At 55.1% G+C, this 19,323-nt stretch carries 23 protein-coding genes; 5 read left to right on the top strand and 18 right to left on the bottom strand.

The window, feature by feature from the left end; all coding sequences use genetic code 11:
• The 9 genes from AC2LB6_RS06240 to fkpA all read right to left on the bottom strand — a co-directional run.
• On the bottom strand, window positions 1-689 hold a 689-nt coding region (locus AC2LB6_RS06240; protein ID WP_490092858.1), incomplete at its 3' end, for a GTP-binding protein.
• 68 nt (window positions 690-757) lie between these two features.
• Window positions 758-2,872 carry an elongation factor G gene (gene fusA, locus AC2LB6_RS06235; protein WP_490092857.1) on the bottom strand — a complete coding sequence of 705 codons (2,115 nt, stop codon included), beginning with the start codon at window positions 2,870-2,872 and terminating at the stop codon, window positions 758-760.
• 90 nt (window positions 2,873-2,962) lie between these two features.
• Window positions 2,963-3,433 (bottom strand): 30S ribosomal protein S7, encoded by a 471-nt coding sequence (gene rpsG, locus AC2LB6_RS06230; RefSeq protein WP_003852909.1) that lies wholly within the window; start codon window positions 3,431-3,433, stop codon window positions 2,963-2,965.
• Between the two features lie 96 nt (window positions 3,434-3,529).
• Window positions 3,530-3,904 carry a 30S ribosomal protein S12 gene (gene rpsL, locus AC2LB6_RS06225; RefSeq protein ID WP_003852912.1) on the bottom strand — a complete coding sequence of 125 codons (375 nt, stop codon included), beginning with the start codon at window positions 3,902-3,904 and terminating at the stop codon, window positions 3,530-3,532.
• 124 nt (window positions 3,905-4,028) lie between these two features.
• Window positions 4,029-4,316 carry a sulfurtransferase complex subunit TusB gene (gene tusB / locus AC2LB6_RS06220; RefSeq protein ID WP_490092856.1) on the bottom strand — a complete coding sequence of 96 codons (288 nt, stop codon included), beginning with the start codon at window positions 4,314-4,316 and terminating at the stop codon, window positions 4,029-4,031.
• Window positions 4,317-4,325: 9 nt separating this feature from the next.
• Complete coding sequence (gene tusC, locus AC2LB6_RS06215; protein ID WP_090966694.1) at window positions 4,326-4,685, bottom strand: sulfurtransferase complex subunit TusC; 360 nt, start codon at window positions 4,683-4,685, stop codon at window positions 4,326-4,328.
• On the bottom strand, window positions 4,685-5,071 hold the full coding sequence (gene tusD / locus AC2LB6_RS06210; protein WP_090966695.1) for a sulfurtransferase complex subunit TusD: 387 nt from the start codon (window positions 5,069-5,071) through the stop codon (window positions 4,685-4,687). The genes tusC and tusD overlap by 1 nt, the downstream gene beginning before the upstream one ends.
• Window positions 5,071-5,793 carry a helix-turn-helix transcriptional regulator gene (locus tag AC2LB6_RS06205; RefSeq protein ID WP_136196209.1) on the bottom strand — a complete coding sequence of 241 codons (723 nt, stop codon included), beginning with the start codon at window positions 5,791-5,793 and terminating at the stop codon, window positions 5,071-5,073. The genes tusD and AC2LB6_RS06205 overlap by 1 nt, the downstream gene beginning before the upstream one ends.
• A gap of 166 nt (window positions 5,794-5,959) precedes the next feature.
• Complete coding sequence (gene fkpA / locus AC2LB6_RS06200) at window positions 5,960-6,802, bottom strand: FKBP-type peptidyl-prolyl cis-trans isomerase (protein ID WP_490092855.1); 843 nt, start codon at window positions 6,800-6,802, stop codon at window positions 5,960-5,962.
• 269 nt (window positions 6,803-7,071) lie between these two features.
• On the opposite strand from fkpA, the gene AC2LB6_RS06195 reads away from it, so the two are divergent.
• The gene (locus tag AC2LB6_RS06195) at window positions 7,072-7,290 is read left to right on the top strand and encodes a SlyX family protein (protein WP_010253031.1); all 219 of its coding nucleotides are present in this window, start codon (window positions 7,072-7,074) and stop codon (window positions 7,288-7,290) included.
• Window positions 7,291-7,385: 95 nt separating this feature from the next.
• Here the strand turns inward: AC2LB6_RS06195 and slyD are convergent, their stop codons facing one another.
• From slyD to kefG, 4 genes are all read right to left on the bottom strand, one after another.
• Entirely contained in the window at window positions 7,386-7,952 is a 567-nt protein-coding gene (slyD, locus tag AC2LB6_RS06190; protein ID WP_490092854.1) for a peptidylprolyl isomerase, read from the bottom strand.
• Between the two features lie 197 nt (window positions 7,953-8,149).
• The gene (locus tag AC2LB6_RS06185) at window positions 8,150-8,344 is read right to left on the bottom strand and encodes a YheV family putative zinc ribbon protein (protein ID WP_003852926.1); all 195 of its coding nucleotides are present in this window, start codon (window positions 8,342-8,344) and stop codon (window positions 8,150-8,152) included.
• 23 nt (window positions 8,345-8,367) lie between these two features.
• Window positions 8,368-10,173: a glutathione-regulated potassium-efflux system protein KefB gene (gene kefB, locus AC2LB6_RS06180; RefSeq protein WP_490092853.1), complete on the bottom strand. Its 1,806-nt coding sequence runs from the start codon at window positions 10,171-10,173 to the stop codon at window positions 8,368-8,370.
• Window positions 10,174-10,725, bottom strand: coding sequence for a glutathione-regulated potassium-efflux system ancillary protein KefG (kefG, locus tag AC2LB6_RS06175; protein ID WP_090966703.1), 552 nt, complete (start codon window positions 10,723-10,725; stop codon window positions 10,174-10,176). It abuts the gene before it with no gap.
• 112 nt (window positions 10,726-10,837) lie between these two features.
• Here kefG and AC2LB6_RS06170 point away from each other — a divergent pair, with 112 nt between their 5' ends.
• Window positions 10,838-12,742 carry an ABC transporter ATP-binding protein gene (locus AC2LB6_RS06170; RefSeq protein WP_136196205.1) on the top strand — a complete coding sequence of 635 codons (1,905 nt, stop codon included), beginning with the start codon at window positions 10,838-10,840 and terminating at the stop codon, window positions 12,740-12,742.
• Between the two features lie 32 nt (window positions 12,743-12,774).
• Here the strand turns inward: AC2LB6_RS06170 and tauD are convergent, their stop codons facing one another.
• The 4 genes from tauD to tauA are packed head-to-tail and all read right to left on the bottom strand — an operon-like array spanning window position 12,775 to window position 16,189.
• Window positions 12,775-13,614 (bottom strand): taurine dioxygenase, encoded by an 840-nt coding sequence (tauD, locus tag AC2LB6_RS06165; RefSeq protein WP_490092852.1) that lies wholly within the window; start codon window positions 13,612-13,614, stop codon window positions 12,775-12,777.
• Window positions 13,611-14,438 (bottom strand): taurine ABC transporter permease TauC, encoded by an 828-nt coding sequence (tauC, locus tag AC2LB6_RS06160; RefSeq protein WP_490092851.1) that lies wholly within the window; start codon window positions 14,436-14,438, stop codon window positions 13,611-13,613. The genes tauD and tauC overlap by 4 nt, the downstream gene beginning before the upstream one ends.
• Window positions 14,435-15,202 carry a taurine ABC transporter ATP-binding subunit gene (gene tauB, locus AC2LB6_RS06155; protein ID WP_490092850.1) on the bottom strand — a complete coding sequence of 256 codons (768 nt, stop codon included), beginning with the start codon at window positions 15,200-15,202 and terminating at the stop codon, window positions 14,435-14,437. Before tauB ends, tauC begins: the two co-directional genes overlap by 4 nt.
• A 9-nt stretch (window positions 15,203-15,211) precedes the next feature.
• Window positions 15,212-16,189: a taurine ABC transporter substrate-binding protein gene (gene tauA / locus AC2LB6_RS06150; RefSeq protein WP_090966713.1), complete on the bottom strand. Its 978-nt coding sequence runs from the start codon at window positions 16,187-16,189 to the stop codon at window positions 15,212-15,214.
• Between the two features lie 236 nt (window positions 16,190-16,425).
• Here tauA and AC2LB6_RS06145 point away from each other — a divergent pair, with 236 nt between their 5' ends.
• Entirely contained in the window at window positions 16,426-17,406 is a 981-nt protein-coding gene (locus AC2LB6_RS06145; RefSeq protein ID WP_490092849.1) for a LacI family DNA-binding transcriptional regulator, read from the top strand.
• A 1-nt stretch (window position 17,407) separates the two neighbouring features.
• On the opposite strand, the gene AC2LB6_RS06140 is transcribed toward AC2LB6_RS06145, so the two are convergent.
• The gene (locus AC2LB6_RS06140; protein ID WP_490092848.1) at window positions 17,408-18,010 is read right to left on the bottom strand and encodes a LysE family translocator; all 603 of its coding nucleotides are present in this window, start codon (window positions 18,008-18,010) and stop codon (window positions 17,408-17,410) included.
• Window positions 18,011-18,091: 81 nt separating this feature from the next.
• On the opposite strand from AC2LB6_RS06140, the gene AC2LB6_RS06135 reads away from it, so the two are divergent.
• Together AC2LB6_RS06135 and AC2LB6_RS06130 are read left to right on the top strand one after the other, a co-directional pair.
• Window positions 18,092-19,084, top strand: a complete 993-nt coding sequence (locus tag AC2LB6_RS06135) for a hydrolase (protein WP_490092847.1) — start codon at window positions 18,092-18,094, stop codon at window positions 19,082-19,084.
• A gap of 4 nt (window positions 19,085-19,088) precedes the next feature.
• The gene (locus tag AC2LB6_RS06130; protein WP_003852945.1) at window positions 19,089-19,307 is read left to right on the top strand and encodes a YheU family protein; all 219 of its coding nucleotides are present in this window, start codon (window positions 19,089-19,091) and stop codon (window positions 19,305-19,307) included.
• The last annotated feature ends 16 nt before the right edge of the window (window positions 19,308-19,323 follow it).

Genomic DNA, 19,323 nt, shown 5'->3' with positions numbered 1-19,323 from the left:
CCGGTAACAACGGTACCACGGCCAGAGATTGAGAATACGTCTTCGATTGGCAGCAGGAACGGCTTATCGATTGCACGCTGTGGTTCTGGGATGTAGTTATCCAGGTGCTCAGCCAGTTCCAGGATTTTCGCTTCCCACTCAGCCTGGCCTTCCAGCGCCTTCAGAGCAGAACCACGAACGATTGGAGTGTCGTCGCCTGGGAAGTCATATGCTGACAGCAGGTCACGTACTTCCATCTCTACCAGTTCCAGCAGCTCTTCATCATCAACCATGTCACACTTGTTCAGGAACACGATGATGTAAGGAACGCCAACCTGACGACCCAGCAGGATGTGCTCACGGGTCTGTGGCATAGGGCCATCAGTCGCAGCAACAACCAGGATCGCGCCGTCCATCTGCGCAGCACCGGTGATCATGTTTTTCACATAGTCGGCGTGGCCTGGGCAGTCAACGTGCGCATAGTGGCGAGTTGGGGTTTCATACTCAACGTGTGAAGTGTTGATGGTGATACCACGTGCTTTCTCTTCTGGTGCGTTATCGATCTGATCGAATGCACGAGCCTGGCCACCGAAAGTTTTAGACAGTACGGTGGTGATAGCTGCAGTCAGGGTGGTTTTACCGTGGTCGACGTGACCGATGGTACCCACGTTTACGTGCAGTTTGTTACGCTGAAATTGCTCTTTCGCCATGGCGATAATTCCTTACGTTGTGCCTTCACCATCTGGGTGAAGGCATCAGTTCAAATTTAAACCGTAGCTTATTTGCTACGAGCTTCAATAACGGCCTGCGCTACGTTGTTCGGCGCATCGTCATACTTCAGGAACTCCATGGAGTACGAAGCACGACCTTTGGTCAGAGAACGCAGCTGAGTTGCGTATCCGAACATCTCAGACAGCGGAACTTCAGCGTGAATCTGAACGCCAGTAGCGTTAGATTCCTGCCCTTTGAGCATACCACGACGACGACTAAGGTCACCGATGACATCACCCGTGTTCTCTTCAGGCGATTCAACTTCAACCTTCATGATAGGTTCAAGCAGAACTGGTTTCGCTTGTTTAAAGCCTTGTTTGAAGGCAATAGACGCAGCCAGTTTAAACGCCAGTTCTGAGGAGTCGACATCATGGTATGAACCATAGTGCAGACGAACGCCCAGATCTACAACCGGATAGCCAGCCAGAGGGCCTGATTTCAGCTGCTCCTGGATACCTTTATCAACTGCAGGGATGTATTCACCAGGAATCACACCACCTTTAATGTCGTTGACAAATTCGTAGCCTTTCGGGTTCGAACCTGGCTCCAGTGGGTACATGTCGATAACAACATGACCGTACTGACCACGACCACCAGACTGCTTGGCGTGTTTACCTTCAACGTCGGTAACTTTGGTGCGAATCGCTTCACGGTAAGCAACCTGTGGTTTACCCACGTTTGCTTCAACGTTGAACTCACGCTTCATACGGTCAACGATGATGTCGAGGTGCAATTCACCCATACCAGCGATGATGGTCTGGTTAGATTCTTCATCAGTCCATACGCGGAATGATGGGTCTTCTTTTGCCAGACGGCCCAGAGCCAGACCCATTTTTTCCTGGTCAGCTTTGGTTTTTGGCTCAACGGCGATAGAGATTACCGGCTCCGGGAACTCCATGCGCTCAAGGATGATGACGTTATCTGGGTCACACAGGGTGTCACCAGTGGTCACATCTTTCAGGCCGATCGCAGCTGCGATATCACCCGCACGAACTTCTTTAATCTCTTCACGCTTGTTAGCGTGCATCTGAACGATACGGCCCAGACGCTCACGGTTTGACTTAACCGGGTTGAACACGGTGTCACCCGTGTTAACAACACCAGAGTAAACGCGGAAGAAGGTTAAGTTACCCACGAACGGGTCGGTAGCAATTTTGAACGCCAGTGCAGCAAACGGCTCGCTGTCATCAGAGTGACGAACAGCCGGCGTGTCTTTACCATCGTCCAGCATACCGTTGATCGCGGTAACGTCAGTCGGTGCTGGCAGATATTCTATAACTGCATCCAGCATCGCCTGAACACCTTTGTTCTTAAATGCAGAACCACAGGTTACCAGGATGATTTCGTTATTCAGAACACGCTTACGCAGAGATGTTTTGATCTCTTCTTCAGTCAGTTCTTCACCACCGAAGAATTTCTCCATCAGCTCATCAGAGCCTTCAGCAGCGGCTTCAACCAGCTTCGCATGCCATTCTTCAGCCAGTTCCTGCATATCAGCTGGAATATCTTCGTAGTCGAAGGTTACACCCTGGTCTGCGTCGTTCCAGTTGATTGCTTTCATTTTCACCAGGTCAACAACACCAGTGAATTTCTCTTCTGCGCCGATAGCCAGCTGCAGAGGAACTGGAGTTGCGCCCAGACGAACTTCCATCTGGTTAACAACTTTCAGGAAGTTAGCACCCATGCGGTCCATTTTGTTAACGAACGCAATGCGTGGAACTTTATATTTGTTAGCCTGACGCCATACGGTCTCAGACTGTGGCTGAACGCCACCAACTGCACAGTAAACCATTACCGCGCCATCAAGCACACGCATAGAACGTTCAACTTCGATGGTGAAGTCAACGTGTCCTGGGGTGTCGATGATGTTGATGTGGTGTGGTTCAAACTGCTTGGCCATACCAGACCAGTAACAGGTGGTCGCAGCGGAAGTGATGGTAATACCACGTTCCTGTTCCTGCTCCATCCAGTCCATGGTTGCTGCGCCGTCATGTACTTCACCGATTTTGTGGTTTACACCGGTGTAGAACAGAACGCGTTCGGTAGTGGTAGTCTTACCGGCGTCGATGTGCGCACTGATACCGATGTTACGGTAGCGAGCAATGGGTGTTTTACGAGCCATTTGATTCCTCTGATTCTCGGGCGTTCAAGGTAAGTCGACCCCAGCGGGTTGGCTGATTGAGCGCCCGCTGGTTTAACAACTACGTGGTGATTACCAACGGTAGTGTGCGAACGCCTTGTTGGCTTCTGCCATGCGGTGAACGTCTTCACGTTTCTTAACTGCAGTACCTTTATTCTCTGCAGCATCAGAAAGTTCGTTCGCCAGGCGAAGAGCCATTGATTTATCACCGCGTTTACGAGCAGCATCTACGATCCAGCGCATTGCCAGAGCATTACGACGAACCGGACGGACTTCTACTGGTACCTGATAAGTAGAACCACCAACGCGACGTGACTTAACTTCGACAGTCGGACGCACGTTTTCCAGGGCTACTTCAAAAGATTCCAGTGCGTTTTTACCTGAACGCTGAGCCAGGGTCTCAAGCGCGGTATAAACGATTGATTCTGCAGTAGATTTTTTACCATCTACCATCAGGATATTTACAAATTTGGCCAGCAGCTCTGATCCGAACTTAGGATCTGGCAGAATTTTACGCTGACCAATGACGCGACGACGTGGCATGGAAATACTCCGTTGTTAATTCAGGATTGTCCAAAACTCTATGAGTTTATTATGACATTTAATTTAAAACGTTTGGCCTTACTTAACGGAGAACCATTAAGCCTTTGGCTTCTTCACGCCGTACTTGGAGCGAGCCTGCTTACGGTCTTTAACACCTGAGCAGTCAAGCGCGCCACGAACGGTGTGGTAACGCACACCTGGCAAGTCTTTTACACGACCGCCACGGATCAGGATCACGGAGTGTTCCTGCAGGTTATGACCTTCACCACCAATGTAGGAGGTAACTTCAAAACCGTTGGTCAAACGCACACGGCAGACTTTACGCAGTGCGGAGTTTGGTTTCTTAGGAGTGGTGGTGTACACACGAGTACAAACGCCACGTTTTTGCGGGCAAGCTTCCAGCGCCGGCACGTTGCTCTTTGCAACTTTGCGGACGCGTGGTTTGCGAACCAGCTGGTTAACTGTTGCCATTAAATAGCTCCTGGATTTGCTTTTGCTTCGTAAACACGTAATAAATCGCCTCGTAGAATTACGAGGAGGCAGAATTTTAGGGCTGAGTCAAAGGGGTGTCAAGAAATAACCAGGTTTTAGCCGATTACCACACGATTTGTTGCTGATGCCTGATCGTTAGCGTGACAAAGCCATTATAGTCTATTGACTGTACAAGGGGCGAAATTTGTCCAGCGAGACCGCGAGCCTGAACATCTTCGTCCAGCACCCACAGTGTCGCTTCGCTCCCGGAGAGCCGCGTCAATGCGCGACTACCGGCTAAGGCGGCCAGCACGCCATCCTGCAGCAGCAGCAGGTCATCGCCTGCACCCGCCATCAAAAGCAGGGTCTCAAGGTCACTGTGTGCCGGTGAGTGCATTAAAGTGTGCAGCATTAACGTCTCTTAAAAAGTAAGGATACGATCGTAGCTGGCCAGCATCTGCCTCAACTCCGGCGCGTCCAATAGCGTAACATCCAGCAACCGGTCAGCGTCAACCTCTAATCCACGCGCTATCAGCGATGTCCGACAGAGATAGCACTGCTCAATATCATACAGCGCCAGCACGCCAAAGGTCGCCGCATAGTGACGGCTCTTAATCGTCTCAGGCTGCTGATGCAGATTCAGCTGCAGCACGCCATCACCGATGAAAAACAGGCCGATATCTTCACTGAGTGCGCCCGTGGCCAGCGCGGCATCCAATCCTTCGCGCCCTGCGCTGCTGCCGTGCGGCGCCCGGGTAAAGACAAATGCGACACGATTCATCAGAACTGCACCATGCGTTCACAGCTCAGCGCCGCTTCCGCCAGCGCACCAAGACCACTGAGAGTAAAGCCCGGCTGCAGGTTACTGCCTGCCAGCTGGAGCCGGGCCGCTTCCTGCGCATCGCTGACGCCTCGCCGCAGCGCTGCCGCCACACAAATGTTCAGTGCCACACCCTGCTCCTGATGTAATGCCTGCCACGCGCGCACCAGGTCAAATTCATCACTGGCCGGCGCGGTGAGCTGGTTAGCGTTCAATACCCCTTCGCGATAGAAGAACACGCTTTCAAGCTGATGGCCCGCCGTCAGCAGCGCGCGGGCAAACAAGTATGCGCTGGTCGCCTGTTGCGTCCCGTAAGCCGGGCCGGTGACCATCAGGGTGTAACGCATTACCGATCCTGTCCCTGGAAGTCGCCATTTTTAAACTGACGAATGTAGAGATAGACGGTGTGCTTCGAGATGTTCAGCCGATCGGCCACCTGGTTGATGGCATCTTTGATATCGAAGATTCCCTTCTCATACAGATTGAGCACAATCTGGCGATTCTTGGCGTTGTTCGACACATTGCGATCAGCGCTCACCTCTTCAATGGTGAACTCCAGCGTCTGCATCACCAGATCATCGACTGAACTGGCAAAGTTGACGTTGGAATCAACCTGCTGCATCTCGGGCGGCATAAAGGTCGACATGATCTGTGAGAACGGCACATCCAGGTTCATGTTAATGCAGAGCAGGCCAATGACCCGTTGTTGGCGGTTGCGAATTGCAATCGTGACCGACTTCATCAGCACGCCGCTTTTGGCACGTGTGAAATAGGCACGGGAGACATTGCTGTCCGCGCCATGCATATCGTGCAGCATCCGCAGGGCTAAATCAGTGATAGGCGAACCCACTTTACGGCCAGTGTGTTCCCCATTGGCGATACGCACGGCCGAACACTTAAGATCTTCAAGCGAATGAAGGACGATTTCACAATGCGAGCCGATCAACATCGCCAGGCCATCCACGACAGCCTCGTACGATTTCAGAATATCGTAATCAGTTTGTTCGAACGGGCGCTGCTCCAGAAGATCGAAGTCGCTCAGTTCACCCGGATTGAATGGATTAGACATTGAAGAGTATCACCCTGAATGGCTGGAGCCTGTCACAGCGGCTTATGGGCAGACTCAATATGGGATAAGTTAGGCAGGCATTAGTCTGGCAAATGTCGTCGGCTTATGCCAGAGGTTTGTCGTGAAGCTAAAATGAAACCGCCGCCCGAAGGCGGCGGTCAGCAGATTACTGCGCTTTTTCAGCAGCAGGCGCAGGGGCCTGTGCTTTTTCATCTGCTTTAGGCGCTGGTTTGATATCAAGCAGCTCAACATCAAATACCAGGGTGGAGTTAGCCGGGATACCCGGAACGCCATTTTTGCCGTAAGCCAGGTTTGGTGGGATCACCAGCTTAATCTTGCCGCCTTTCTTCACGTGCTTCAGACCTTCAGTCCAGCCTGGGATAACACCATCCAGACGGAATGAAAGTGGCTCGCCGCGGGTATAAGAGTTGTCGAATTCAGTACCGTCGATCAGCGTGCCTTTGTAGTTCACTACTACAGTGTCGCTGTCTTTAGGTGCTTCGCCGGTACCCTCTTTCTCAACTTTATACAGCAGGCCGCTTTCGGTTTTCTTCACGCCGCTCTCTTTAGCAAATTTGGTTGCGAAGGCTTCACCCTTTTCAGAGTTCTCTTTCGCATCTTTTTCCATTTTCGCTGAAGCTGCGCCTTTCACGCGGCCTTCAAAGGATTGCAGCGTCTGCTCAATCTCTTCATCAGACAGTTTGCTCTTGCCACCAAACGCATCCTGAACACCAGCAATAAGCTGCTGCTTATCCAGTTTGATGCCCAGTTTTTCCTGTTCCTTCAGGGAGTTGTCCATGTAGCGACCCAGTGAAGCACCCAGTGCGTAGGCAGACTGCTGGTCTTCATCTTTGAAAGCAGCATTCTTAGGTGCCTGTGGCGCGGACTGTGGCGCGGCGGCTGGTGCAGCCTGTGGCGCCGCAGCGGTGTCTGCTGCCATTGCCATTGGTGCATTCAGTGCAACAGCCATGGTGGTAGCTAACAATGTGACTTTAAACAGTGATTTCATCCATTCTCCAAAACCGAAGCGTCTAACCTCGGGAAACATTGCGGACTTCAGGGCCCACACTATAACTTTACGTGGCAGTGTCGAACACTCCCACAATGTAATTACCCGGTCTACCTCCGACCTTTATAACATCGGGAAGTTTCATCAGAGATGATGCCGCACTGCCTTTTTTCAAGCGCAACGCCGTCGATCATGAAAAAAACAGGTGATTCCTGGCATTCAGGTCGTAGAATCACGCCCCGAGTCGCACCTTAACAGAGGAACAGGTCATGCAACAATCTGAGTGGGAACAGCGTCTGGAGACGCTAGAGAGCAAACTGGCCTTTCAGGAGATGACTATCGATCAGCTGAACAGCGCGGTGGTTCAACATGAGCTGGAGATGAATAAGATGCGTGAGCAGATGCGCATCTTAACCGACAAGCTCAAAGCGAATGCGCCCTCGATCGTCGCCTCACAGTCTGAAGAGACCCCGCCCCCGCACTACTGATTGCGGGCTATCTGGCCCCGGTTTAGCCGGAAAGGACCAGAGTGACAGCCAAAATAAAGGCCACCCGGAGGTGGCCTTTAAAGGTCTGTTGAGACTTAGTGGCTGCAGCCGCAACCGCCAGTACCACAACCGCCTTTACCGTGATCATGGTCGTGGTCATGGTCATGGCCGTGATCGTGGTCATGATGATGGCCATCTGCACCGTGAACATGGCCATGAGCCAGTTCTTCCGGTGTGGCTTCACGGATAGCAACCACTTCAACGTTGAAGTTCAGGTTCTGACCCGCCAGCATGTGGTTACCATCAACCACAACATGATCATCTTCCACTTCGGTGATTTCTACTGGTACCGGACCCTGATCGGTCTCTGCCAGGAAACGCATGCCAACCTGCAGTTCGTCAACGCCCATAAAGACGTCTTTAGGAACGCGCTGCACCAGGTTGTCATCATACTGACCGTAAGCATCGTTTGCCGGGATATGCACGTCAAACTTGTCGCCGGCAACGTGATTTTCCAGCGCATTTTCCAGACCAGAAATCAGGGAACCATGACCGTGCAGGTAATCTAACGGTGCAGTCACCGGTGATTCGTCTACTAACACGCCGTCTTCTGTACGTACCTGATAGGCCAGGCTTATCACCAGGTCTTTTGCTACTTTCATGATATCTCCTAACCGTTGAGAGCTGGGATCCCGTCTCATTGGTCTATTCTTGCGTGCAATAACACCAACCAGAAAGGTTCGGGGCTGAGTACAAGAGGGTTTTCACTTTCTCTTGCGACTTCAGCCTTAATGGCGGCAATTGTAACGGAATTCAATCCCGCTGTAAGTTTAAGCGTAAAAAAAGCTGCCCGATTCCGCTACTCAGGATGGAAAATACCGATAACCTGCTCATTGGAACGAACCTGATCGCGCGCCTGTTTATCCGCCTCGCGCATCTGGTGACCACACTTTACACACTCCACCACATCGACATTATTTTCACGCCACATCGCCAGCGTGTCCTTCTCCTGGCAGTGCGGGCATGTCGCACCGGCAATAAAACGTTTACGCATTAGCTTCTGCCTGTATAAAGGGGTTATTGATCATCGTCCCAGCCGTCGATCTGCCGCTTTTCGCGCTGCATTTCGCGCTGGAAGATATCTTCCAGTTCACGCCGCGCTTCACGGACGCGTGAAGCCTGTGCGCTTTCAGAGAGATTGGGCATCAGCTCGCGCAGCATCCGCATATCAAGCAGGCGGAAATGCTGTTGGGCGCGGTGCGCCTGATGGGGATGCATCCCCAGCGTCATCAATGTTTTACGTCCCAGTTCCAGCGCACTTGAGAAGGTCTCACGCGAGAATTGCGTGACGCCCGCCTGTAACAGCTCATGCGCTTCGACACGGCCCCGGGCGCGCGCCTGAATCTGCAGCTGCGGAAAATGCTGCTGGCACAGATGCACGATCGTCATCACATCTTCCGGTTCATTGCAGGTGATGACAATTGCCTGCGCGTTGGCTGCACCGGCTGCCCGAAGTAACTCCAGTTCGGTGGCATCGCCGTAATAGACCTTATAGCCATATTTGCGCATCAGACTTACCACACTGATGTCGCGCTCCAGCACGGTGATGCGTTTATTGTTCGCCATCAACAAGCGTCCCACCACCTGACCGAAGCGACCAAAGCCCACCACAATCACCTGCGGCTGGTCGTCTTCAACAAAGTGTTTCTCTGCTTCGTCATCCGGCTCATTGAAGCGCCGTGCCAGCAGACGATCGATTCCCTTCATCAGCAGCGGCGTGGTCATCATCGACAGGGTCACCGTCACCAGCAGCATTGGCAGTTGGTCGCCTGAGAAGAGCTTTGCCGAAGAGGCCGCTGAGAAGAGCACAAAGGCGAACTCGCCACCCTGACTCAGTACGCCTGCAAACTGCTGCCGCTCTGAACTGCGCAAACCATAAATGCGCCCCAGCAGATAGAGCACCACCGTTTTCACCGCCACCAGCGTCACGACGCCCAGCAGGATGGTCACAATATGGGTATAGAGCACACCGAGGTTGAGCGCCATGCCGACCGAAATAAAGAACAGGCCCAGCAGTAAACCTTTGAACGGGTCGATAGCGACTTCCAACTCATGGCGGTATTCGCTCTCCGCCAGCAGGATCCCGGCAATAAACGTACCCAGCGCCATCGACAGGCCCAGCGCATCCATAAACAGCGCGGAACCCAGCACCAGCAGCAGCGAAGCCGCAGTAAAGACCTCGCGCACGCCCGATGCAGCGATGTAACGGAAGATCGGCCGCAGCAGATAGCGTCCGCCCACCAGCATCCCGGCAAACGCCAGCACTTTCATGCCGACCTTCATCCAGTCGATATGACCGCTATCGGTTCCGGCCAGTAGCGGTATCAGCGCCAGGGCAGGAATCACCGCGATATCCTGAAACAGCAGCACCGAAAAGCCCAACTGCCCCGCTTCGCTGCGGTTCATGCCTTTATCCATCATCAGCTGCAGCGCCATGGCGGTCGAGGACATCGCCAGACCAATCCCGCCGATGATCGCCGCCTGCCAGCTAAAGTTGGTCAGCCACAATAAGCCGCCGAGAATGGCTGCTGAGAAGATGACCTGCGCTGCGCCAACGCCAAAAATGGAGCGGCGCAGCGCCCACAGCTTTGCCGGGTTCAGCTCCAGCCCGATAATAAACATCAGGAAAACCACGCCGAGCTCAGAGAAGTGAAGAATCTCGTCGACGTCGCTGATAAAGCCTAATCCCCACGGGCCGATGGCGATACCCGCCACCAGATAACCCAAAACAGCACCAATACCGAGGCGAGCCGCCACCGGCACAATCAAGACCGCCGCGACCAGATAAATCACCCCCGCGGTCAGCAGCGTTTGCCCTTCCATCTATACCCCTCCATTCGGCAGCGGTGCTGCCAGCCAGTCGCCATAGGCGCGGGCGTAATTTTTCATTAATTCAGGACTCTGACGACGCGCCCAGTAGACGATCATCGGCGGCATCCAGTGCATACGGCACATCTGCGCGGTCAGCTCAAAAGGACGCATAATGTCGTTGAGCGAGTAGCGGTTCAGGCCCTGCTGTTTAAAGGCGCTTTCCGGTTCTCCGGTCGTCACCACGCTGCGCCAGTATTTACCTTCAAGTGCATTGCCATCCACGCCGTTGGCGAAGCCGCGGGACAGAACCCGATCCAGCCACTCTTTCAGCAGCGCCGGACAGCTATAGGTATAGAGCGGATGCTGAAAAATGATGACGTCATGTTCGCGCAGTAATTGTTGTTCATGATGAATATCGATAAAAAAATCCGGATAGGTCGCGTACAGATCGTGCACGGTGACGTGTTCCAGTGCCTGAGCCGGCTGCAGCAAAATCCGATTCGCGATCGAATCCTGTGATTCCGGATGAGCATAAAGCAGCAAAACCCTGGGTGGCTGCGACATCCTTTCCCTCCAAAGCGTCGTCATTGGTGCGGTTTTCGGCTACCATGCACGACGCAGCAAAATCTCATTATGTTGCCAGTAAATTAACATATTCTGACGATACGGCGCTTACATGATTGTCTTCTCAGCCTTACAAATTCGCCGCGGCATCCGCGTCCTGCTCGACAACGCCACCGCCACCATCAATCCCGGCCAGAAGGTCGGGCTGGTGGGTAAAAACGGCTGTGGTAAATCCACGCTGCTGTCGCTGTTGAAAGGTGAAATCACCAGCGATGCCGGTACCGTCACATTCCCCACTCACTGGGCGCTGGCCTGGGTGAATCAGGAAACCCCTGCGCTGGATAAAGCCGCGCTGGAGTACGTCATTGATGGCGACCGCCAGTTCCGTCAGCTTGAGGCAGAACTGGCGGACGCCAATCTGCGCGACGATGGCAATGCCATCGCGCTGCTGCATGGCAAGCTGGATGCGGTGCAGGCGTGGAGCATCCATGCGCGCGCCTCAAGCCTGCTGCATGGTCTGGGCTTCAGTCAGGAACAGCTGCAACGTCCGGTCAGCGACTTCTCCGGTGGCTGGCGCATGCGCCTCAACCTGGCGCAGGCGCTGATTTGTCGTTCCGATCTGCTGCTGCTGGATGAACCGACCAACCACCTCGATCTCGATGCGGTGATCTGGCTGGAGCGCTGGCTGAAGAGTTATGAAGGCACGCTGATCCTGATCTCGCACGATCGTGACTTCCTCGATCCGGTCATCGACAAAATTATTCATATCGAACAGGAGTCGATGTTCGAATATACCGGCAACTACAGCTCCTTTGAACGGCAGCGCGTCGCCAAACTGGCTCAGCAGCAGGCGCTGTATGAGAGTCAGCAGGAGAAAGTGGCGCACTTACACAGCTACATTGATCGCTTCCGTGCGCAGGCAACAAAGGCGAAGCAGGCACAGAGCCGCATCAAGATGCTGGAGCGCATGGAGATGATCGCGCCTGCCCATGTTGATAACCCGTTCAGCTTCACCTTCCGCAAGCCGGAGAATCTGCCTAATCCGCTGATGAAGATGGAGAAGGTCACTGCAGGTTATGGCGATCGTATTATTCTCGACGCCATCAAGCTCAATCTGGTGCCAGGCTCACGCATCGGCCTGCTGGGGCGTAACGGAGCCGGTAAATCGACCCTGATTAAGCTGCTTGCGGGTGAGCTGGAGGCGATGGACGGCAAGATGGGACTGGCGAAAGGGATCAAGCTCGGTTACTTCGCCCAGCATCAGCTGGAGTACCTGCGGGCCGATGAGTCGCCGCTGCAGCATCTGGCGCGCATAGCGCCTAAAGTGCTGGAACAGCAGCTCCGTGACTATCTGGGCGGCTTCGATTTCCGTGGCGACAAAGTCACTGAGAACACCGAGCGCTTCTCCGGCGGTGAGAAAGCGCGACTGGTGCTGGCGCTGATTGTCTGGCAGCGCCCTAACCTGCTGCTGCTGGATGAACCAACCAACCACCTGGATCTCGATATGCGCCAGGCGCTGACCGAAGCGCTGATCGACTTCGAAGGGGCGCTGGTCGTGGTCTCGCACGACCGTCACCTGCTGCGCGCGACCACCGACGATCTCTATCTGGTACACGATGGCAAAGTGGATGTGTTTGAGGGCGACCTTGATGATTATCAGCAGTGGCTGAGCGATCTGCAGAAGCAGCAGGCGCAACAGGATGCCGCACCAAAGCAGGATAACGGCAACAGCGCCCAGGCGCGTAAAGACCAGAAGCGCCGGGATGCCGAACTGCGCACACAGACGCAGCCGCTACGCAAAGAGATAGAGAAGCTGGAAAAGCAGATGAGCAAATGGCAGAGCCAGCTGGCCGATGCCGAAGCGCAGCTCTCAGACAGTGCGATTTATGATCAGAGCCGTAAAGCGGACCTGACCACTGCGCTGCAGCGTCAGGCGGAGAGTAAATCTGCGCTGGAAGAGGTTGAGATGGCGTGGCTGGAAGCCCAGGAACAGCTCGAACAGATTATGGCCTCATAAAAAAATCTCCCCGCTCGCGGGGAGAATCTCTTTTAACGGGGTTTATCACCCAGCACGGTTGCCCGCTGCATGATCCGCCGTGCAGGATAGTAGTCGGCATTGGCATAATGCTGCGTGACCCGATTATCCCAGATAGCCAGATCGTCTGGCTGCCAGCGCCAGCGCACCTGAAACTCCGGTTTGGTGGCATGCGCAAACAGGAAGCCCAGCACCGCATCACTCTCCTTCTCGCTTAAATCCACGATCCGCGTGGTAAAGCCCTCATTCACAAACAGCGCTTTTTTACCGCTGACCGGATGGGTGCGGATCACCGGATGCTGCACCGGTGGATGTTTTGCCACCGCCTGCTGCCAGCGCTGGTGCTCCTCTTCGGTTTTGCGGTACTTATACTCCTGAAACGACTTTTTGAAATCATGCTCGGCATTCAACCCTGCCAGCAGTTGCTTAAAGGGTTCCGACAGCGCCTCGTAAGCCGCAATGCCGCTGGTCCAGAGCGTGTCACCGCCCGCCTCCGGCAACACCTTTGACGCCAGCAGCGCGACAGCGGGTGGTGTCTCAATAAAGGTGACATCGGTGTGCCAGTTGTCATTATCCGGCGGATTATCCTGATGGGTATCGAGGACGATAATCTCTTCGACGCCCTCCGCATGCGGATAGACCGGATGGATGTGCAGGTCGCCAAAGCGGATCGCCAGCGCACGATGCTGTTCCGGCGTAATCTTCTGGTCACGCAGAAACAGCACCTGATGACGCAGCAGGCCATGATAAAGCTGCTCAAACTGCGCATCACTTAATGGGCGAGAGACATCCAGGTTTGAGACCTGCGCGCCGATATAAGGACCAAGCGGGGTAAAACTCAGACGTTCATTCATGATTGTTCTCCACTCCAGGGCGTCAGACGGCGCTGCAACGTGCGAAGCCCGAGTTCTAAGCTAAAAGCGATAAAGGCGATCACTGTGATACCCGCCAGCACCACATCGGTGGCGAGGAATTCTCCCGCTGACTGCACCATAAAACCGAGGCCCCGCGTGGCGGCAATCAGCTCCGCTGCTACCAGCGTTGACCAGCCAACGCCCAGTCCGATGCGCAGACCGGTCAGAATCTCCGGCAGCGCGCCCGGCAGAATCACCCAGCGCAGCAGCTGCCAGCGGTTAGCCCCCAGCGAGCGCGCAGCACGAATCCGTACCTGCTGCGTGTTACGCACTCCAGCCAGGGTAGAGAGTGTCACTGGTGCGAAAATCGCCAGATAAATCAGCAGGATTTTCGACGTCTCACCAATGCCGAACCAGATCACCATCAACGGAAGATAGGCGAGTGGCGGAATCGGGCGATAGAGTTCAATCAGCGGATCGAGCAGCCCGCGAGCTACCGGGCTGAGGCCCATCAGAATACCCACCGGAATGCCGATGGCAGCAGCCGCTGTCAGCGCAATCAACATCCGCGTCAGGCTGGCGGCCAGATGCTGCCACAGCGTGGCATCCATAAAGCCCTGCGCGCTGGCAATCAGCAGCAGCTTGCTAAATACCTGCTGTGGCGACGGCAGGAACAGCGGAGCAATCAGACCCAGCGCGGTCACGCCCCACCAGAGCAGCAACAGCAGAGAGAGACTCAGCATGCTCAGCGTAAAAGCAGTTGAAAACGGCCAGCGCAGACGACGGCGCACCGGCAGAGACTTGTCGTGGATTAACGCGCTCATGCAAACGCCTCCCGCTGATCAAATACCCGGCTCAGCACATATTCGCGCTGGGCGATAAACTGCGGATCGGATTTGATGCTGCGGCACGACTCGCCTGCAGCAAAGCGCTGACCAAAGCCTGGACGCAGTCGCTCCACGATGCGGCCCGGTCCTGGCGACAGCAGAATCAGTTCGCTGGCCAGGAAAATCGCCTCTTCTATATCGTGTGTAATTAGCAGGATCTGTTTACCGCTGTCGCGCCACAGCGTCAGCAGCAGGGTCTGCATCTGCTCGCGGGTAAAGGCATCCAGTGCACCGAACGGCTCATCCAGCAGCAGGAGTTGCGGATCGGTGGCCAGCGCGCGCGCAATGCCTACCCGCTGACGCTGACCGCCGGATAGCTGCCAGATGGCGCGCTTCTCCGCACCTTCCAGCCCCACCTGCCTGATGAGCTTCCGCGCGATGGCCTCGCGCGCCTGGCGCGACATCCCCGACAGCTGCAGGCCAAAAGCGACGTTATCCAGCACGTTGCGCCACGGCAATAAACCTTCATTCTGAAACACCACGCCGCGCTCTGCACCAGGCCCGGTCACCGGCTGGTTATCCAGTGTGATGCTGCCCGACTCCACCGGCAGAAATCCGGCAACCAGATTGAGCAGCGTGGTTTTGCCGCAGCCGGAAGGGCCGAGCACCACCAGCAACTCATGGCTGTCCAGTTGCAGATTGATATCCTGCAATACCGGCTGTCCGGCATAACGGGCATTAAGGTGAGCGATGCGCAGCATAGTGCCTCCTTAGGGTTTAACTAATGGCGCGACGAAACGGGAGGTCACATAGCTGCTGTAGTCGTTATCAGCCTGCGGCACTCTGCCCTGCGCTTTCAGGAACTGGGCGGTATCGACGATCGCTTTATTGACCGGCTTGCCCAGTTGCTCAACCTGCTGCTGCGCCGTGAGGTAGGTATTGCCTTTCACCAGACCCGGCACCTGCGCTTCCGGCACACCGCTGAGGCGAGAGAGTTTGCTGAGGTTATCGGGCTGCTTCAGCCAGCTGTCGGGGCTGTTAAGATAGGCCTGCTGTGCATCAAGCGCGCTGCGGGCAAAGGCGGTCACGATTTCCGGGTGCTGTTCGGCAAAATCTTTGCGGACTACCCAGACATCCAGTGTCGGCGATCCCCAGCTTCCTACTTCCGCAGAGTCGGTCAGCACCTTGCCCTGTTTTTCCAGTTCATTCACCGCAGGTGCCCAGACGTAAGCGCCATCAATATCGCCACGCTGCCACGCCGCAATAATCGCAGGCGGTTGCAGATTGATCAGCTGTACCTGCGACGGCTTGATGCCCCAGTGTTTCAGCGCAGCCAGCAGACTGTAGTGGGTGGTGGAGATGAACGGTACCGCGATGCGCTTGCCGATGAGATCTTTGGGAGTGGTGATGTTCTTCTTCACCACCAGCGCTTCAGAATTACCTAGCTGAGAGGCGAGTAAAAAGGCTTCTATCGGCAGCTTCTGCGCCGCCGCGACCGCTAACGGGCTGGAACCGATATTGCCAATCTGGACGTCCCCGGAAGCCAGTGCGCGTAATACCCCTGCGCCGCTGTCAAACTTTCGCCAGTCAACGCTTGCCCCGCTCTCTTTTGCAAAACTGTTGTCAGCCTGCGCCACTTTCGCGGGTTCGGCTGAGGTCTGGTACGCCACGGTGACATTGACCGCATCAGCCCGAAATGCCAGCAGCGCCAGCGCTGCGGCTAAGAAAGTTAAACGTGTTGCTGCCATGATCACTACCCCACCGTTTTTATAGTGAAGGCAGTGTCTCTGGGCGCAATAGTTTCATAAAGGAATTAAAAATTATCCCTAATAGAAATAAGTTCTTAGATCACTATCTGCAAAACTAAGCTGAAAATCGCAAATGCTGAAAATAGCTAAAGTAAGCAAAAATGTCAGGCGCTCACATTGTCCCTGTGCTATTGATATGCGTTCCCCATTATTGCCTGTTAAGGTCTGTGAATCGGATGTCGATCGAGAAAGTCGCTCAGCTGGCTGGCGTTTCCAAAGCCACGGTATCGCGGGTTCTCAACGCGCATCCCGGCGTAAAGCCCGATACGCGCGAGAAAGTTCTGGCGGCAATCTCTGCCTGCGACTATCAGCCCAACTTACTGGCACGTCAGCTGCGCACGGCCCAAAGCCACATGCTGCTGGTGCTGATCTCGGATATTACCAATCCTTTCTGTTCGCGCGTGGTTCAGGGCATTGAGGCCGAAGCAGAACTGCACGGCTATCACATCCTGCTTTGTAACTCCGCCTCACAGCTCCAGCGGGAAGCCGCCTATCTCTCCCTGCTGACCGGGAAAGTGGTGGATGGCGTTATTACCATGGATGCCGCCTCTGGTTTACCGGATTTGCAGGCGCTGATCGCCGGTGCGCCCTGGGTGCAGTGCTGCGAATTTGATCCGGATATACCCGCCTCCTCGGTCAGCATTGATCACCTGGAGGCAGCCCGCGACACCGTCCATTATCTCGCGGGGAAAGGGCGTAAACGCATCGGGCTGGTCAATGGCGATATGCGTTACCTCTACTCACATCATCGTGAAAAGGGCTACCGGCAGGCGATTGAAGAGCTGGGATATGCGTGGTCTGGCATCGCTTATACCCACGAAATCTCCTGTGAGGCAGGCAGCCAGGCACTGAGAGAACTCATGGCACTGCCGGAACGGCCAGATGCAGTGTTTGCGGTTTCAGATGTGCTGGCGGTGGGCGTGGTTCATGCAGCACTGGAAGCGGGTCTGCGCGTGCCGGAAGATCTGGCGGTGGTCGGGTTTGATGGCGTGCCGTTTACCCGCAGCCTCAATCCCCCGCTGACCACCATCGAGCAGCCGATGAACCAGCTGGGCGCGCGCAGCGTTCAGTTGCTGCTGCAGAAAATCCGCAACCCGAACGCGCCAGTGATCCGTGAGGTGCTGCCCTGGACGCGCGTTGAACGCGCGTCCAGCTGACTTAGTGCCAGATTAACAGCACGCAGGCGGCGGTCAGCAGCCCCATGGCGAGGTTAAAGATTTTCCAGGCGCGGCGGCTGCGCAGAATGCGGCCGATCATCGCGCCAAATCCCATCCAGATCACGCCCGAGACCAGATTAACCAGAAACATACCGACGCTTATCGCCACCACCGAATGGCGATACGCATCACCGGACAGACTGAAGCTGGCGACCGCGCCCAGCGCCATCAGCCAGGCCTTGGGATTGATCAGCTGCAGCAACCCACCCTGCCAGAACGGCATCGGCGCATCCGGCGCCTGGTCAGTTTCCAGTTTTTCATAACTGGCGGTAGCAATTTTCCACGCGAGCCAGAGCAGATAGAGGCTACCGGCGATTTTCAGCACCAGGTGCAGCGAAGGGTAGAGCAGGATTAGACCGCCTACGCCAAAGGCCACCATCAGCAGCATCACCTGCATGCCGATCATGATGCCAATCATCAACGGAATGGTGCGCAGAAAGCCAAAATTAGCGCCCGAGGCAGTGAGTAACATATTATTGGGACCCGGCGTAATGGCCGCAACCCAAAGAAATCCCAACATTGATAAGAAAAGACTCAGTTCCATGGCAATCGGGTACTCCTTACCCTGCAAGAAAAAACTTATCGAAGCTAACAGTGTGATATGGAACAGACAAGCTTTTAACACATGAAATTTACCGGACCGGAAAACGAGTACTTCACACCACCTGACAGTCTGCGCAACGCGCACCTGCAGACGATGCTGCCGCGCCTGTTACGTCGGCGTACCACCTTTGCTCCTCACTGGCAGCGACTCGATCTGCCGGATGGCGACTTCGTCGATCTCGCCTGGAGCGAAGATCCACAACTGGCGCAACATAAACCACGCGTCGTGCTGTTCCATGGGCTGGAGGGGAGCTTTCACAGCCCCTATATTCATGGCCTGATGAACATTTGCCGCGCGCGCGGCTGGCTGGCCGTGGTCATGCATTTTCGCGGCTGCAGCGGCGAACCTAACCGGCTCAATCGCATCTATCACTCGGGCGAAACTGAAGATGCCCGCTTCTTCCTGCACTGGCTGCGCACCCGCTGGGGCCACGTTTCCACCGCTGCCGTCGGTTTCTCGCTGGGCGGCAACATGCTGGGCTGCCTGCTGGGCCAGCAGGGCGCAGCCGCTGAGGTGGATGCAGCCGTGATTGTCTCCGCCCCGCTGCTGCTGGAACCGTGCAGCGTGAAACTGGAACGCGGCTTCTCACGTTTCTATCAATACTATTTGCTGGCGCAGCTCAAGAAAAATGCCCGCCGCAAACTGCACGCCTGGCCGGACACGCTGCCGGTCAATCTGGCGCAACTGAAAGCGCTGCGACGACTCCGCGATTTTGATGATGCGATTACTGCCCGCGCCCACGGCTTTGTCGATGCAGCCGATTACTATCATCGTGCCAGCGCCATGCCCTGGCTGAAGCACGCAGAGAAACCGCTGCTGATCATTCACGCCAAAGACGATCCCTTCATGAGTGATGAGGTCATTCCGCACAGCAGCCAATTATCTGCCACTATTACTTATCAACTGACACCCCACGGCGGCCACGTAGGTTTTGTCGGCGGCACGTTACGCCAGCCTGAAATGTGGCTGGAACAGCGCATCCCGCAGTGGCTCACCCCTTTTCTGGATAACTGATCTCGTGATTATTCCCTGGCAACAGGTCTCACCTGAGACCCTTGAAAATCTGATTGAAACCTTTGTGCTGCGCGAAGGCACGGACTATGGCGAACAGGAACGCAGCCTGCTGGACAAGGTGGCTGATGTACGACGCCAGCTGGAAACCGGCGAAGTGGTGCTGGTGTGGTCGGAACTGCATGAATCGGTCAATATCATGCCACGCAAAGAATTTCGTGGCTGATGCACCCGGCACCATT

This window comes from Pantoea sp. RCC30.1, assembly GCF_058148845.1.
Note: the sequence above shows the minus strand (reverse complement) of the source record. Positions and strands in the feature narration are given on the sequence as shown.

Coding starts and splice junctions, on each gene's coding strand:
- fusA (WP_490092857.1), bottom strand. CDS start 2,872: ATGGCTCGTAAAACACCCATTGCTCGCTACCGTAACATCGGTATCAGT.
- rpsG (WP_003852909.1), bottom strand. CDS start 3,433: ATGCCACGTCGTCGCGTCATTGGTCAGCGTAAAATTCTGCCAGATCCT.
- rpsL (WP_003852912.1), bottom strand. CDS start 3,904: ATGGCAACAGTTAACCAGCTGGTTCGCAAACCACGCGTCCGCAAAGTT.
- tusB (WP_490092856.1), bottom strand. CDS start 4,316: ATGCTGCACACTTTAATGCACTCACCGGCACACAGTGACCTTGAGACC.
- tusC (WP_090966694.1), bottom strand. CDS start 4,685: ATGAATCGTGTCGCATTTGTCTTTACCCGGGCGCCGCACGGCAGCAGC.
- tusD (WP_090966695.1), bottom strand. CDS start 5,071: ATGCGTTACACCCTGATGGTCACCGGCCCGGCTTACGGGACGCAACAG.
- AC2LB6_RS06205 (WP_136196209.1), bottom strand. CDS start 5,793: ATGTCTAATCCATTCAATCCGGGTGAACTGAGCGACTTCGATCTTCTG.
- fkpA (WP_490092855.1), bottom strand. CDS start 6,802: ATGAAATCACTGTTTAAAGTCACATTGTTAGCTACCACCATGGCTGTT.
- AC2LB6_RS06195 (WP_010253031.1), top strand. CDS start 7,072: ATGCAACAATCTGAGTGGGAACAGCGTCTGGAGACGCTAGAGAGCAAA.
- slyD (WP_490092854.1), bottom strand. CDS start 7,952: ATGAAAGTAGCAAAAGACCTGGTGATAAGCCTGGCCTATCAGGTACGT.
- AC2LB6_RS06185 (WP_003852926.1), bottom strand. CDS start 8,344: ATGCGTAAACGTTTTATTGCCGGTGCGACATGCCCGCACTGCCAGGAG.
- kefB (WP_490092853.1), bottom strand. CDS start 10,173: ATGGAAGGGCAAACGCTGCTGACCGCGGGGGTGATTTATCTGGTCGCG.
- kefG (WP_090966703.1), bottom strand. CDS start 10,725: ATGTCGCAGCCACCCAGGGTTTTGCTGCTTTATGCTCATCCGGAATCA.
- AC2LB6_RS06170 (WP_136196205.1), top strand. CDS start 10,838: ATGATTGTCTTCTCAGCCTTACAAATTCGCCGCGGCATCCGCGTCCTG.
- tauD (WP_490092852.1), bottom strand. CDS start 13,614: ATGAATGAACGTCTGAGTTTTACCCCGCTTGGTCCTTATATCGGCGCG.
- tauC (WP_490092851.1), bottom strand. CDS start 14,438: ATGAGCGCGTTAATCCACGACAAGTCTCTGCCGGTGCGCCGTCGTCTG.
- tauB (WP_490092850.1), bottom strand. CDS start 15,202: ATGCTGCGCATCGCTCACCTTAATGCCCGTTATGCCGGACAGCCGGTA.
- tauA (WP_090966713.1), bottom strand. CDS start 16,189: ATGGCAGCAACACGTTTAACTTTCTTAGCCGCAGCGCTGGCGCTGCTG.
- AC2LB6_RS06145 (WP_490092849.1), top strand. CDS start 16,426: ATGTCGATCGAGAAAGTCGCTCAGCTGGCTGGCGTTTCCAAAGCCACG.
- AC2LB6_RS06140 (WP_490092848.1), bottom strand. CDS start 18,010: ATGGAACTGAGTCTTTTCTTATCAATGTTGGGATTTCTTTGGGTTGCG.
- AC2LB6_RS06135 (WP_490092847.1), top strand. CDS start 18,092: ATGAAATTTACCGGACCGGAAAACGAGTACTTCACACCACCTGACAGT.